The organism is Bradyrhizobium genosp. L (genome assembly GCF_015624485.1).
Lineage (GTDB): Bacteria > Pseudomonadota > Alphaproteobacteria > Rhizobiales > Xanthobacteraceae > Bradyrhizobium.
In genome coordinates this window covers 344,513-358,908 of record NZ_CP061378.1, presented here as the reverse complement: position 1 = coordinate 358,908, position 14,396 = coordinate 344,513, and the positions used below count along the sequence as shown (strand labels likewise).

At 64.7% G+C, this 14,396-nt stretch carries 13 protein-coding genes; 7 read left to right on the top strand and 6 right to left on the bottom strand.

Features of this window, described 5'->3' with window-relative positions; translation table 11 throughout:
* The first annotated feature begins 91 nt into the window (after positions 1–91).
* Positions 92–880: a hypothetical protein gene (locus tag IC762_RS01695; RefSeq protein ID WP_195786936.1), complete on the top strand. Its 789-nt coding sequence runs from the start codon at positions 92–94 to the stop codon at positions 878–880.
* Positions 881–930: 50 nt separating this feature from the next.
* Here the strand turns inward: IC762_RS01695 and IC762_RS01690 are convergent, their stop codons facing one another.
* The gene (locus tag IC762_RS01690) at positions 931–1,809 is read right to left on the bottom strand and encodes an HpcH/HpaI aldolase/citrate lyase family protein (protein WP_195786935.1); all 879 of its coding nucleotides are present in this window, start codon (positions 1,807–1,809) and stop codon (positions 931–933) included.
* 143 nt (positions 1,810–1,952) lie between these two features.
* Here IC762_RS01690 and IC762_RS01685 point away from each other — a divergent pair, with 143 nt between their 5' ends.
* Positions 1,953–2,603, top strand: a complete 651-nt coding sequence (locus tag IC762_RS01685; protein ID WP_195786934.1) for a carbonic anhydrase — start codon at positions 1,953–1,955, stop codon at positions 2,601–2,603.
* A 325-nt stretch (positions 2,604–2,928) separates the two neighbouring features.
* Positions 2,929–5,760, top strand: coding sequence for a beta strand repeat-containing protein (locus IC762_RS01680; RefSeq protein ID WP_195786933.1), 2,832 nt, complete (start codon positions 2,929–2,931; stop codon positions 5,758–5,760).
* 48 nt (positions 5,761–5,808) lie between these two features.
* Here the strand turns inward: IC762_RS01680 and IC762_RS01675 are convergent, their stop codons facing one another.
* Both IC762_RS01675 and IC762_RS01670 read right to left on the bottom strand, forming a co-directional pair.
* Positions 5,809–6,363 (bottom strand): TIGR00645 family protein, encoded by a 555-nt coding sequence (locus IC762_RS01675; RefSeq protein WP_195786932.1) that lies wholly within the window; start codon positions 6,361–6,363, stop codon positions 5,809–5,811.
* Positions 6,364–6,489: 126 nt separating this feature from the next.
* Complete coding sequence (locus IC762_RS01670) at positions 6,490–7,524, bottom strand: aspartate-semialdehyde dehydrogenase (RefSeq protein WP_195786931.1); 1,035 nt, start codon at positions 7,522–7,524, stop codon at positions 6,490–6,492.
* A 116-nt stretch (positions 7,525–7,640) separates the two neighbouring features.
* Between IC762_RS01670 and IC762_RS01665 the strand changes: the two genes are divergently transcribed.
* Both IC762_RS01665 and IC762_RS01660 read left to right on the top strand, forming a co-directional pair.
* On the top strand, positions 7,641–8,435 hold the full coding sequence (locus IC762_RS01665; protein ID WP_195786930.1) for a hypothetical protein: 795 nt from the start codon (positions 7,641–7,643) through the stop codon (positions 8,433–8,435).
* 200 nt (positions 8,436–8,635) lie between these two features.
* Positions 8,636–9,040, top strand: coding sequence for a hypothetical protein (locus tag IC762_RS01660; protein ID WP_195786929.1), 405 nt, complete (start codon positions 8,636–8,638; stop codon positions 9,038–9,040).
* Positions 9,041–9,214: 174 nt separating this feature from the next.
* On the opposite strand, the gene leuB is transcribed toward IC762_RS01660, so the two are convergent.
* Positions 9,215–10,327, bottom strand: a complete 1,113-nt coding sequence (gene leuB / locus IC762_RS01655; RefSeq protein ID WP_195786928.1) for a 3-isopropylmalate dehydrogenase — start codon at positions 10,325–10,327, stop codon at positions 9,215–9,217.
* Between the two features lie 232 nt (positions 10,328–10,559).
* Here leuB and IC762_RS01650 point away from each other — a divergent pair, with 232 nt between their 5' ends.
* Together IC762_RS01650 and IC762_RS01645 are read left to right on the top strand one after the other, a co-directional pair.
* Entirely contained in the window at positions 10,560–11,423 is an 864-nt protein-coding gene (locus IC762_RS01650) for a DMT family transporter (protein WP_195786927.1), read from the top strand.
* A gap of 89 nt (positions 11,424–11,512) precedes the next feature.
* A complete protein-coding gene (locus IC762_RS01645) occupies positions 11,513–12,691 on the top strand; it encodes a YbfB/YjiJ family MFS transporter (RefSeq protein ID WP_246801395.1) in 1,179 nt (392 codons plus the stop codon).
* A 229-nt stretch (positions 12,692–12,920) separates the two neighbouring features.
* Here IC762_RS01645 and IC762_RS01640 read toward each other — a convergent pair whose 3' ends face one another.
* Both IC762_RS01640 and IC762_RS01635 read right to left on the bottom strand, forming a co-directional pair.
* The gene (locus tag IC762_RS01640) at positions 12,921–13,706 is read right to left on the bottom strand and encodes a molybdopterin-binding protein (RefSeq protein ID WP_195786926.1); all 786 of its coding nucleotides are present in this window, start codon (positions 13,704–13,706) and stop codon (positions 12,921–12,923) included.
* An 11-nt stretch (positions 13,707–13,717) separates the two neighbouring features.
* Positions 13,718–14,362, bottom strand: a complete 645-nt coding sequence (locus IC762_RS01635; protein ID WP_195786925.1) for a cytochrome b/b6 domain-containing protein — start codon at positions 14,360–14,362, stop codon at positions 13,718–13,720.
* Between the last annotated feature and the right edge of the window lie 34 nt (positions 14,363–14,396).

Genomic DNA, 14,396 nt, shown 5'->3' with positions numbered 1-14,396 from the left:
CACCGAGTGATTGGCGGGTAGGTGGACCGTCAAGCGCAAGGGCTTCGCTCGCCGATTTGTCTTCGCTGCAAAACCGCTTATAGCTGCCCGCATGTTGCCCGACATCGCCACCTTCTGGCACGGCCCGATCGACGCCATGCGCCAGACCTGCCTGCGCTCGCAACTCGCGGCCGGACACAAGGTCACCGTCTACAGCTTCGATCCGATCCCCGGCCTGCCCGACGGCATCGTCAACGCCGAGGCCGAGGCGGTGCTGCCGCACGTCTTCGCCGAGAAGCTGCGTCCCGCGACACCAGATGGTTCGTGGAGCGACTGGACCATCCTGCAGTTCAGCGACTTCTTCCGCATGCGGCTGATGACGCTGCGCGCCGGCCTCTGGCTCGACGCCGACGTGCTGCTGCTCAGGCCCGTCGAGATCGATCCGGCCAAGCCCTACTTCGCCTGGGAGCGATCGCTATTGATCGGCAACTCGGTCCTGTATTTGCCGCCCGGCGATCCGATCCTGCGCGCCTTCGAGGGGCTGATGGCGCAGGACGAGCTGGTGCCGGATTGGCTCGCGCTGCGTCACCGCGCGACTTTCATGATGCACCGGCTGACCGGACGATCGACGCGCGTCTCCGACATCCGGATCGCGCTCTACGGCCCCGCCGCGCTGACCGCGCTGGCGCGCCGCGAGGGCGAACTGCAATACGCATTGCCGAAGCGATCGTTCTACACGATGCATTCGGCGCCAAAGCTGTTCTTCGAGCCCTCGGATTTCTCCGCGTATCTGAGCGCGCCCGACATCATCGGCTTTCACCTCTCCGCAAAAGGCCGCAGCAAGCTGCCGCCGATTCGCGGCAGCCTGTATGCGTGGGCGACGGAGCGGTTTAAGGCGTGAGGCTGGCGCCACTGCACCTTCTCCCACAAGGGGAGAAGGGAAGGTGGCACCTAATGCCCCATCGCTGATATCGCGTCGGCGATTGCGATCGTGCGCTTGGCCATCTCGGCATGCAGCCGCTCCACCATGCGGCCATCGAGCTGGATGGCGCCGCGCGAGGCATTCTCCGGCTGCGCGAACGCCGCGATGATCTTGCGCGCTTCGGCGACTTCGGCCTCGGGCGGCGTGAAGATGGCGTTGCAGGCCTCGATATGGCTCGGATGGATCAGCGTCTTGCCGTCGAAACCGAGATCGCGGCCTTGCGCGCATTCCTCGGCAAAGCCGTCGATATTGGCGATGTCGCCATAGGGCCCATCGAGGATCTCGAGCCCATGCGCGCGCGTCGCGAGAATGCAATGCGTGATCATCGGGATCATCGCCGCGCGGCCCGGCTTCATCCGGATCCGGGTCTCGCGCGCAATGTCGTTCGGCCCGAACACGAAGCCGGCGAGCCTAGTTTCGGCATTCTGCGAGGCCGCGGCGAGCTTGTCGGCGTCGAGCACTGCGCGCGCGGTCTCGATCATGGCCCAGACCCGGATCGAGGCATGGGCACTGACATCCCTGAGACGATCCGCAACCGCGTTGAGATCGTCGACCGTGGAGATCTTGGGCACCAGGATGCCGTCCGGCTGCGCCTTGCCGGCCATCGCAATGTCGTCGACCCACCACGGCGTGTCGAGCGCGTTGATGCGGATCAACACCTCGCGCTTGCCGAAACCCTTGGCCGCGACCGCCTTGGCGATCTGCTCGCGCGCCACCGCCTTGGCGTCGGGGGCAACCGAATCCTCGAGATCGAGGATGATGCCGTCAGCCGCGAGCGTGCGGGCCTTTTCGAGCGCCCGCGCATTGGATCCCGGCATGAACAACAGGCTGCGGCGCGGGCGGGTCATCGGCATCTCCTGGCAGATTTTGGCTTGGCGGCAGTCTATTGTTTAGGCACCACCCGGGCATCGTTTCGAACCCCTGCCGTATCACCTCAGGCCCCCAACCGAAAGTCTTGTTCCGGTCATCTGGCTGTGGTTAGGCAGAGGGCATGAAACACTTTCCGAAACGGCTCATCGAAGGCTACCAGACGTTCGCGACCCAGCGGTTGCCGACGGAACAGTCGCGCTACCGGGACCTTTCGGAACGCGGCCAGTTTCCCGAGACCATGGTGATCGGCTGCTGCGATTCCCGCGTCTCGCCGGAGGTGATCTTCGACGCCGGTCCCGGCGAGCTGTTCGTGGTCCGCAATATCGCCAATCTGGTTCCGGTCTATCAGCCCGACGGCAACGCGCACGGCGTCTCGGCCGCGCTGGAATATGCCGTGACCGTGCTGAAGGTGAAGCACATCGTCGTGCTCGGCCACGCCCAGTGCGGCGGCATCCGTGCCTTCGTCGACAAGATCAAGCCGCTGACGCCGGGCGACTTCATCGGCAAATGGATGCAGATGTTCATCAAGCCGGGCGAGGTGGTCGAGCAGCGCGAGCACGAGTCCATGCAGGACTTCGTCGTGCGTATCGAGAAGGCCGCCGTGTTCCGCTCGCTGGAGAATTTGACGACCTTCCCGTTCGTCCGCGACCGGGTTGAACGCGGCGAGATGCAACTGCACGGCGCCTATTTCGGCGTCGCCGAAGGCTCGCTGTTCGTGCTGGATCGCGACGCGAAGGAATTCCGCAGCGCGAGCGAGATCGCGGCCGGTTGAGCCGGCTCCGTCGCCTCGGCTTCGGATTTCACCCCACTGAACTCATTCTCGACCTCGCGCTCGCCCGATCCGGCGGCCGACCGGGTGCGACGAAGCGTCACCGGCTACGCCGTAACGAGGGCGCCACGCACACGCCGCGGCGCGCTACAGTGATCCAGCGCACAGAATCTTGATCCCTGGCGCACGAATATTTTCCGACCTGATCCTTTCTTGCCCGTGCGGCGCTTTCGTTGCGCCGTCACTTCCGCGAGCGGCATGGCCGGTAGCCCGTCGAATCGCGTTGCACTTGGCATTCTGAGGCGATTTTCGACGGAGGCATACCACCATGGCCATTACGGCAAGCTTCGCATCCGGCATTCTCTCGATCCTCGGCGATACCCTCAACAACCCGATCATCATCGGTCGTGACGCCGCAGGGAACATCATCGTCAACGGCGGCGCAGTGCCGATCACCGGCGATGTCGCGACTGTCGCGAACACCAGTCTTATTCAAGCCTCGGGCGGCGACGGCAGTGACAACATCAGTCTCGACGAGACCAACGGCGCAATGCCTGCGACCGCATTCATCGGGGGCCGCGGCGACGACACGTTGACCGGCGGCAGCGGCAACGACACGTTCGCCTGGAATCCCGGCGACGGCAGCGACACCATCGACGGCCGCGGCGGTTCGGACACGCTGAATTTCAACGGAGCGAATGTCAACGAACAGATCGCCATCTCCGCCAACGGCTCCCACGCGCTTCTGACTCGCGACGTCGCCAGCATCGCGATGGACCTCAACGGCGTCGAGACCATCGCGCTCAGAACGCTGGGTGGCGCCGACACCATCACCGTCAACGATCTCACCGGCACCAACGTTTCGAAGGTTGCGGTCGATCTGCAGGCGGCAGGCGGTGGCGGCGACGGCGCGGCGGACATCGTGGTCGTCAACGGCACCGCGGGCAACGACGCGATCTCGGTGATCCAGAGCGGCACCCAAGTGATCGTCAATGGCCTTGCCGCGCAAACCACCGTCGACGGCATGGAAGCGGGCAGCGACACCGTCCAGATCAACGGACAGGGAGGCACCGACACCGTCACGTTCGACGGCAGCGATGCGGGCCAGAGCTACACCATCACGGCGAACGGCACGTTCGTGCGCGTGAGCCGGGTCGATGCCGTGCCGTTCAACGTCGACGTCAACAGCGAGAACATCGTCATCCATGGCAATGCCGGCGACGACACCATCACGGCCGGCAACGGCATCGGCGCGCTGACCCACCTCACCATCGACGGCGGCGATGGCAACGACACCATCATCGGCGGCGACGGCAACGATCTGATCCTGGGCGGCGCCGGCAACGATACCGTATCGGGCGGCCGCGGCAACGACACCGCGCTGCTCGGCGACGGTAACGATACCTACATCTGGAATCCGGGCGACGGCAGCGACACCGTCGAGGGCCAGGCCGGCTTCGACACCCTGAATTTCAACGGCGCCAACGTCAACGAACGCATCGATATCTCGGCCAACGGCAGCCGCGTTCAATTCACCCGCGACGTCGCCAACATCGTGATGGACATCAATGGCGTCGAGAACATCGTCTTCAAGGCGCTCGGCGGCGCCGACACGATCACCGTCCACGATCTCACCGGCACCGACGTCACCAACGTCACGATCGATCTGCAGGCGTCCGGCGGCGGCGGCGATGGCGCGGCCGACACCGTCATCGCCAATGGCGGCGCCGGCGCCGACCAGATCCTGATCTCGCAGAGCGCCGGCCAGATCCTGCTGAACGGCATGCAGGACCAGATCGCCATCATCGGCGCCGAGCCGGCGAACGATGCGCTGCAGGTCAATGCGCTCGACGGCAACGACTACGTCAACGCCGCCAATCTCGGCATCAATCCGATCAGGCTCACGATCGACGGCGGCGCGGGCAACGATATCATCATCGGCAGCGGTGGCAGCGATACGCTGCTCGGCGGCGTCGGCAACGACACGCTGAGCGGCGGAGGCGGCACGGATATCCTGAGCGGCGGGACCGGCAACGACACATTTGTCTACGGCCCGGGCGGAGGAGCCGACACCGTCACCGACTTCACCATCGGCACCGACCGGATCAATCTGGCGGGATTCGCCGGGCTTCACAGCCTCAACGACGCGCTCGCGCTGGCGACGCAATCAGGCTCCGATACCGTCCTGAACTTCGGCGCCGGCAATACGCTGACGCTGCTGGGCGTCACCAAGACCGCGCTCGGCAGCAGCGATTTCGTGTTCGCGCCGCTGACGCGGCACGATTTCGACGGCAACCTCCATGACGACATCAACTGGGTCAACGACAACGGCATGGCCTCGATCTGGGACGACGGCCAGATCGGCGGCGCGCACGTCATCGCGCCGGCCGGCACGATCTCAAACGGCTGGCATTTTGCCGGCTCCGGCGATTTCGACGGCAACGGCCGCAGCGACATCCTGTGGGTCAACGACAACGGCATGGCCTCGATCTGGGACAACGGCCAGATCGGCAACGCGCATATCATCGCGCCGGCGGGCACCATCTCGAACGGCTGGCACTTTGCCGGCACCGGCGATTTCGACGGCAACGGACACAGCGATATCCTGTGGCGCAACGACAACGGCGCGGTCTCGATCTGGGATAACGGTCAGATCGGCAGCGCACACCTCATCGCGTCGCCGGGCACCGTCGACGCCAGCTGGCACATTGCCGGCACCGGCGATTTCGACGGCAACGGCCACAGCGACATCCTTTGGACCAACGACAATGGCGCCGTCTCGATCTGGGATAACGGCCAGATCGGCAGCGCACATCTGATCGCGTCGCCAGGCGCCGTCGACGCCGGTTGGCATGTTGCCGGCACGGCAGATTTCGATGGCAACGGCCAGACCGATATCCTCTGGCACAACGACAATGGCGCGGTCTCGATCTGGGATAACGGTCAGATCGGCAGCGCGCATCTGATCGCGGCAGCCGGCGTCGTCGATGCCAGCTGGCACATCGCCGGCACTGGCGATTTCGACGGCAATGGACTGAGCGACATCGTCTGGCGCAACGACAATGGCGCGGTCTCGATCTGGGATAACGGCCAGATCGGCGGCGCGCACCTCATCGCCAGTGCAGGCAGCGTGGATCCGAGCTGGCACATCGTCGCGTAGGCGATGGCGCGCGACGATCGCTATTCCGGCCGCTCCGCGTGGAGCGGCCTACTCGCCGCCGTGATCGCCGCCGCTCCAGCGATCGGAGATCGCGAGCATGAAGGCTGAGACCACGAACACGAGGTGCACGCCGACCAGCCAGGCGAGCTTGCTCGGATCGAACGCGGTGTCGAGGTTCATGAACGCCTTGAGCACCTGGATCGCCGAGATCGCGACGATCGACGCCAGCAGTTTCTGCTTGAGCCCGCCGAAATCGACCTTTGTCATCCAGTCCGGCCAATCCGGATGGCCCGCCGGATCGATCTTGGAGACGAAGTTCTCGTAGCCGGAAAACACCACGATCAGGATCAGGTTGCCGGTCAAGGAGATGTCGATCAGCGAGAGCACGCCGAGGATGATGTCGGATTCCTTGGCGTCCGGCACATGCAGGACGAAGTGCCACAGCTCCATGCAGAACTTAAGCAGCAGCGCCGCGAGGCTGACGACGAGGCCCAAATAAAACGGCGCCATCAGCCAGCGGCTGTTGAACAGTACGCTCTCGAAGGCGGTCTCGACCCGCTTCAGCGTCGGATTGGGCCGGTAGGTCGCCGGTTCTTCCGCCATGGCCTGCCCTGCCCCGTGTCCGCCGCTAAAGCGCGATGAGATTGGGATGAATCGTCATCGCGCTTCAGCTCCTGTTTTGAGCATGATCTTTTCGGAAAACCGCTTCACACTTTTCCGGATCATGCTCTAGGCCGCCTTCTTCTTCGCGGTGATCAGCTTGCGGTTGATCAGGACCTCGGCGATCTGCACGGCATTGAGCGCCGCGCCCTTGCGCAGATTGTCCGACACGCACCAGAACGACAGGCCGTTCTCAACGGTGCCATCCTCGCGGATGCGGCTGATATAGGTCGCGTCCTCGCCGGCCGCCTCATAGGGCGTGACGTAGCCGCCCGGCTCATGCTTGTCGATCACGAGGCAGCCCGGCGCATTGCGCAGGATGTTGCGCGCCTCGTCCGCCGAGATCGGATCGGCGAACTCGACGTTGACGGCTTCGGAGTGGCCGACGAACACCGGCACGCGGACGCAGGTGGCGGTGAGCTTGATCTTGGGATCGAGGATCTTCTTGGTCTCCGCCATCATCTTCCACTCTTCCTTGGTGAAGCCGTCTTCCATGAAGACGTCGATGTGGGGGATGACGTTGAAGGCGATGCGCTTCGGGAATTTGTTGTTGATCAGCTCGTCATTGGTGTAGACGGCCTTGGTCTGCGAGAACAGTTCGTCCATCGCATCCTTGCCGGCGCCCGACACCGATTGATAGGTCGAGACCACGACGCGGGTGATGGTCGCCCTGTCGTGCAGCGGCTTCAGCGCGACGACGAGCTGCGCGGTCGAGCAGTTCGGGTTGGCGATGATGTTCTTCTTGGTGAAGCCGGCGGTCGCGTCCGCGTTCACCTCGGGCACGATCAGCGGCACGTCGGGGTCCATGCGCCAGGCCGACGAATTGTCGATCACGACGGTGCCGGCCGCGCCGATCTTCGGCGACCATTCCTTGGAGACCGAGCCGCCGGCCGACATCAGGCAGATGTCGACGTCGGAGAAATCATAATGCTCGAGCGCCTTCACCTTCAGCGTGCGGTCGCCGTAGGAGACCTCGACGCCAACGCTGCGGCGCGAGGCCAGCACGACGACCTCGTCGGCGGGGAATTTGCGTTCGTCGAGAATGTTGAGCATTTCGCGCCCGACATTGCCGGTCGCTCCGACTACCGCGACTTTGTAACCCATCGTTCACTCTCCGACGAAAAATGCCCGTTCCCCCGCTGCTTGCGGAAAGGGAAGAGGCAGCGCTTCTATGCGAGAAACCCCGTCAAGACAACGTTGCGTAGCATTAGAGCGTTTTGATGCGTTTGTTTCAGGCCGGTCCGGCCGCGCCCCACCTTAGTGGAAATCCGTCGGCGCTGACGAGCTTCGTCGAGGAGGTCTACGCCACGCTCTCGCCGCTGTTTGCCTATGCCGCCGTGCTCGCGCTGTTCGCAGCGCTTGGCAATTATCTATGGAAGCAGCTGCCGGACGCAACGGCGATGGCAGCGCCTGCCCCCACTGGTTGGAGCCTGGCCAGCCGCCAGGCTCCCGCCTTCGCCGTCAGCCGGCTCGATCCGCAAGAGAAAACAGAGACTTATGAGGTCTTCCGGCATCCCGAGGGCGGCCGTAAGGACGTCTTTCGCTGGGCCGATGCTGACGGAACACGCGCGGCCGAGCTGGATATCTACCGCCCCGGCGGCGAAGCCACGGCGCCCGGGATCACCGAGATTGCGGGGCACCTTGACCCGAGCGGCGGGCACGAGCTCGAGGCCGCCGGCATCATCGACAGCAAATTCGGCAGCGTCACCCTGCTGCGTCAGGCACGCCAAGCCGGCGGCCGCACCTGCCTCGGCTTCCTCAAGCAGGTCGACGCGCCTGATTTGCGGATCTCCGGCTGGACCTGCCAGGGCACGAGCCTGCCGGCCCAGCGCGCCGCGATCACCTGCATGCTCAACCGGCTGACCCTGCTCTCCGCCGGCAACGATCCGAGGCTCGCTGCGCTGTTCGCGCATGCCGAACTCAAGCGCACCGACTGCGCAGCCTCCGGCTCGGCCGCGCTCTCGTCCGACTGGGTCATGGGCAGCGCGAACCCGCTGCTGCGCGGCGCCCTTTGATGGCGACATAGTGGCAAGAGACTGGTCAAGGCACTGGTTTTCATGAAACTTTTGCGCTACCGGCCGCATTATCTCGGCCGGTGTGGCGCAATTGACCTAGTGACGCGCCATCCACCGCGGCTACAATGTGATCCGACTGACTTTGGAAGCGATTTTGGCGACCGCGCCAGCCCCGCACGGGCCGCAATGACGAGGATGCGATGACCTTGAAATTCCCTGCCGCGAACAAGCTCGTGGTGTTGCTTGCCGCGGCTGCCGTCACCGCAACCGCGCTCGGTGCAACCATGGCCAGCGCGCAGACGCCGAGCAAGCGCAAGCAGCAGGAGCAATACGACCGCGACGGACGCCGCTATTACGGCGCCCAAGGTCCGAACCGCGTCTACCAGCAGGGCCCGCGCACCCGCGTCTACGTCACCACCCGCTCCTGGCTCGATGCCGGTACCGAAGTGCTGCCCGGCGACCGCAAGTTCAACGATTACGCCTACCCGCCTGACGTCGGCTATCCGTCCTTCGCGCGCGAGAACAACAACCGCCCGATCGATCGCCAGCCGCTCAGCCCGCCGGCCGATCTCGGCGGCTATCCGCGGACCTTCCCGCTGTATTGAGATTTTTGGCGATCTGCTGATGCGAAAATGGCCGGGCTCGTCCCGGCCGTTTTTGTTTTGCGGGAAGGTAGAATGTAGGGTGGGCAAAGGCGCGCTGCGCCGTGCCCACCATCACCAGCCGTGCTCGCGATGGTGGGCACGCTTCGCTTTGCCCACCCTACGAAGCAAGCACCCTCACGCGTATAGCTTCTGCAATTCCTTCAGGATCGCATCGCCCATCTGCGTCGTGCTCGCAGCCGTGGTCCCCTCCGACTTGATATCCGCGGTGCGCAGGCCGCTGGCGAGCACGGCGGCGATCGCGGCATCGACCTTGTCGGCGAGCTCGCCCATGTCGAAGGAATAGCGCAGCGCCATGCCGAATGAGGAGATCATCGCGATCGGGTTGGCGAGGCCCTTACCGGCAATGTCAGGCGCCGAGCCGTGCACCGGCTCGAACAGCGAGCGGCGCTTGCTGGTCTTGGCATCGACCTCGCCGAGCGAAGCCGACGGCAGCATGCCGAGCGAGCCGGTCAGCATCGCCGCAATGTCCGACAGCATGTCGCCGAACAGATTGTCGGTCACGATGACGTCGAACTGCTTCGGCGCCTTCACCAGGTTCATGCCGCCGGAATCGGCGAGCTGATGCTCCAGCGTGACGTCCTTGTATTCCCGCCCATGAACGGCCGTCATGACCTCGTTCCAGAGCACGCCCGACTTCATGACGTTGCGCTTCTCCATCGACGTCACCTTGTTCTTGCGCTTGCGCGCCAAGTCGAAGGCGACGCGGCCGATGCGCTCGATCTCGTAGGTGTCGTAGACCTGGGTATCGATGGCGCGCTTCTGGCCGTTGCCGAGATCGGTGATGGTCTTCGGCTCGCCGAAATAGACGCCGCCGGTGAGCTCGCGCACGATCATGATGTCGAGGCCCTCGACGACGTCGCGCTTCAGGCTCGAGGCTTCCGCGAGCGCCGGGTAGCACACCGCGGGGCGGAGATTGGCGAACAGGCCGAGATCCTTGCGCAGCCGCAGCAGGCCGGCTTCAGGACGCACCGCATAGGGAACAGCGTCCCACTTCGGTCCGCCGACGGCGCCGAAGATCACGGCGTCGGCCGCGACAGCCTTGGCCATGTCGCCTTCGGAGATCGACACCTTGTGGGCGTCATAGGCCGAGCCACCGACCAGGCCCTGCTCGGTCTCGAATGTCGCGATGCCCTGCGCATTGAGCCAGTCGATCAGGCGCTGCACCTCGGCCATCACTTCGGGGCCGATGCCGTCGCCGGGGAGAAGCAGCAGTTTATGGGTCGCCATGGGGTCTATCACCTTGTCCAACTCGTCATGCCCGGCCTTGTGCCGGGCATCCACGTCCTCTCGCTCGACAGGGGCAAGACGTGGATGGCCGGGACAAGCCCGGCCATGACGACCAATTTCGTCGCGAGGGAGTGCTAAAACGCCCCGAACCGATTGGCAAGGCGCACCGCGCCGGGCCAAATGGTGCCGAAACCGCCAGCCACGCCCCAAGAAGCCAACAAGACGGACCCACATGACCGCAGCCATCGTCTACGCCTTCGCTTCGGCCATTTTCCTCGGCGCAGGCGTGGTGCTGGCGCAGCTCGGCTTGCGCACCGTCGAGCCGCTGTCGGGTGCCGCGATCAGCGTGCCTTCCTTCACGCTCCTCTTCCTGCTGCTGTCGCCGCTGCTGCTGCACGGCGAGCCGGTGGTCTGGCGCGGCCTGCCGGTCTTCATGGCGATCGGCCTGTTCTTTCCGGCTGCGCTGACATTGCTGACCTTTGCGTCGAACCGGGCGCTCGGACCGGTCATCACCTCGACGCTCGGCAATCTGGCACCGCTGTTTGCGGTCTCCGCCGCCGTGGTGTTGCTGCACGAGCCGCTCGAACCGCAACAATTGATCGGCCTCGTCGTCGCGGTCGCGGGCGCAGCCGTGATTACCGTGACCCGGCCGCGCGACCTCGGCCATTGGCGCAGCTGGGCGCTGCTGCTGCCGCTCACAAGCGCGCTGGTGCGCGGCATCGCGCCACCGCTCGCCAAGATCGGGCTCGCGATCTGGCCGAGCCCGCTCTGGGCCTGCCTGGTCGGCTACATCATGTCCTCGCTGGTGGTGCTGAGCGTGCAGCGCATCCGCAAGGGCAGCTTCATGGTCCAGGCGCCGCGCGAGGGCCGGCTCTGGTTCACGCTGACCGGGATCAGCAATGGGCTCAGTGCGCTCAGCCTGTTCGCCGCAGTCCGCAACGGCCCGATCACGCTGGTGGCGCCGCTCGCCGCGATCTATCCGCTGGTCACCGTGGCGCTGAGCGCGATGGCGCTCAAACATGTCGAGATCACCTGGCGGATCGTCGCCGGAACCTTGCTGACCGTGATCGGCGTCGCGCTGGTGCTGATCGCGTGATTGCCCGTTCCGCAAGACAGTGTTGCCGCATCAGGCGCTGGGCAGGACCGGCGCGGCCTGTCACAATGGCTCCGTTGCCGGAGTAGATTGTGCGAGCCCCCTCCCCCTCTTACGCGCATCCCGCGCGGTTGATCCTCATCCTGTCGCTGGCGCCGACCGTTGGTCTCGGGATCGGCCGCTTTGCCTATTCGCTCGTGCTGCCCGACATGCGCGACACCCTGGCGTGGTCCTATTCCGCCGCGGGCTTCATGAACACGATCAATGCTGCCGGCTATCTGGTCGGCGCGCTGTTCGCCTCCCGCGTCATCCAGCGTTTCGGGCTCGCGCGATCGGTGCGCTGGTCGACGATGGCGTGCGTGCTGTCGCTGGCGCTTTGCGCCGTCTCGGGCAATTTCGTCCTGCTGAGCTTCGCGCGCGTGCTGGCCGGCCTTGGCGCTGCGGTCGGCTTCGTCGGTGGCGGCGCGCTGGCGGCGACCATCGCGCAGTCGCGCCCCGAGCGCGCCAATTTCCTGCTCAGCCTGTTCTATGCCGGGCCCGGCATCGGCATCCTCGCATCCGGCCTGGTGGCGCCGTTCGTGTTGCAGGGCTTTGGCGCGGGCTCGTGGTGGATCGTGTGGTGGGCGATGACCTTGCTCGCAGGCCTCATGACGGTGCCGCTGCTGCTGGCGCCATTCCACGCCGACAGCGTCACCGGCGGCATCGTGCGGACCAAGTTCGCGATCATGCCGGTGCTGATCTACCTCGCGGCGTACTTCCTGTTCGGCGCCGGCTACATCGCCTACATGACCTTCATGATCGCCTATGTCCGCGACGGCGGCGGCGGTGCTGCGGCGCAGAGCGCGTTCTGGAGCCTGATCGGCCTCAGCGCCTTCGTGACACCCTGGGTCTGGCGGCGCGTGCTCGGACTCGACCGCGGCGGGCTCGCGACCACGATCATCCTCGGCGTCAACGCGCTCGGCGCAGCGTTGCCGATCTTCGGCCATTCGCCGCTGCTGCTCGCGATCTCGGCGCTGGTGTTCGGTGTCGCCTTCTTCGCCGTGGTCGGCTCGACCACCGCCTTCGTGCGATTCAACTATCCGCCGGAGGCCTGGCCGACCGCGATCGCGGCGATGACCATCGCCTTCGGCATCGGCCAGACGCTCGGCCCTATCGTGGTCGGCGCCATCACCGACGCGGTCGGCAGTCTGTCGTTTGCGCTGAACGTCTCGGCCGCGATGCTCGCGGTCGGTGCGGTGCTGTCGGCGTTTCAACGGAAGGTGGGGCCGTAGCTAACGTCGTCCCGGCGAAGGCCGGGACCCATACGCCGCGGCCGAGGGAACAGGCCGGCAGGGAGACGGCTTTTTTCAACCACGACCATTTGTGGTTATGGGTCCCGGCCTTCGCCGGGACGACGGCTAGAGCATTTTCGGTTCTGATTGAATCAGAACCGAAGCTCTAGCTTTTTGTTTTGACGCGTTTTCTTCACGCGAACCGGTACCCACTTCGCTCGAAAACGCGCTAGCTCCCACTGAACGAATTATACCCCTGGTCTTCCCAATAGCCGCCCTTGTAGTCGTTGGTGACTTCCATCGAGAGCACGTATTTCGGGTTCTTGAAGCCGAGCTTGGTCGGCACCCGGATCTTCATCGGGAAGCCATAGGCCCGCGGCAGGATCTGGTCGGCGAATTTGAACGTCATCTGGGTCTGCGGATGCAGCGCGGTGCGCATGTCCAAAGGCGAATTGTAGCCGTCCTTGTCGGCGCACTGGAACCAGACATATTTCGCCCGCGTGTCGGCGCCGACCAGCTTGAGGAAATCGCGCAACGGCGTGCCGGTCCAGCTGCCGATCGCGCTCCAGCCCTCGACGCAGATGTGCCGCGTCACTTGCTTGACCTGCGGCAGCTTGGTGAGCTCGTCCAAGGTCCAGGACTTCTTGTTCTCGACCAGGCCGCGGACCTCGAGCTTCCAGTCCTTGCCTGCGATCTCCGGCGCATCGTCGAGGTCGTAATAGGCGTTGAACGGGAACGGCTTGGTGATCATGCTTTCCGGAAAGGTCGGCGCCAGCGCATCCGGATTGAAGATCCAGGCCTGCACCGCGTCGTTGAATTTCGAGACTTTCTTCAGCAGATCCTCCGCCGACGACGAATCGACCACGTCGCAGCCGGTCAACAGCGTCAGCGCGCCGAGGCTCGCGCCGGTCGTGATGAAACGGCGGCGCGTCGGGTCCGGCATCACCTTCACGGCATCACGGAGCAAGAGCTTCTTGTCGACGCCGGGGATCAGGAGCTTGCGGAGACGACCCATATCGACCTCCCTCAACGACCGATAATCATGGCGCGCAGGCTTTTCGGCACCAGCAGCGCGAGCGCGACATGGATCACCAGGAAGGCGACGATCAGCGCCATGCAGGTGAAGTGAACGTAGCGCGCAAAGTCATAGCCGCCGAACAGCGACACCAGCCAGTGCAGTTGCACCGGCTTCCACATCGACAGCCCCGACAGCACGATGACGACGCCGACGACGATGATGCCGGTATAGAGCAGCTTCTGCACCGAATTGTATTTGCTGAGGTCGGCGTGCGACAGCTTGAAGGTCAGCGCCGCCTTGGTATCGGAAATCACGCCGCCGGGGGTGATCGGCAACAGCTTGCTGCGGAAGCGGCCGGTGGCGAAACCGAGCGCCAGGTAGATCAGGCCGTTGACCATCAACAGCCACATCGCGGCGAAGTGCCACAGCAGCGCGCCGCCGAGCCAGCCGCCGAGCGTGATGTTGGAGGAGAAGGTGAAGTTGAACAGCGGTGAGGCGTTGTAGATCTGCCAGCCGGACATGATCATCAGGATCATCGCGAGCGCATTGATCCAGTGCTGCACGCGCACCCAGATCGGCTGGATCGTTTTCGCTGATGTCGCGGTGTCTGCGCGGTCTTCGCTGACGGCAACACTCGTCGTAAGGCTCGTCATGGCAATCTCTGCTCGGGGTCGTTACCGGCTTATA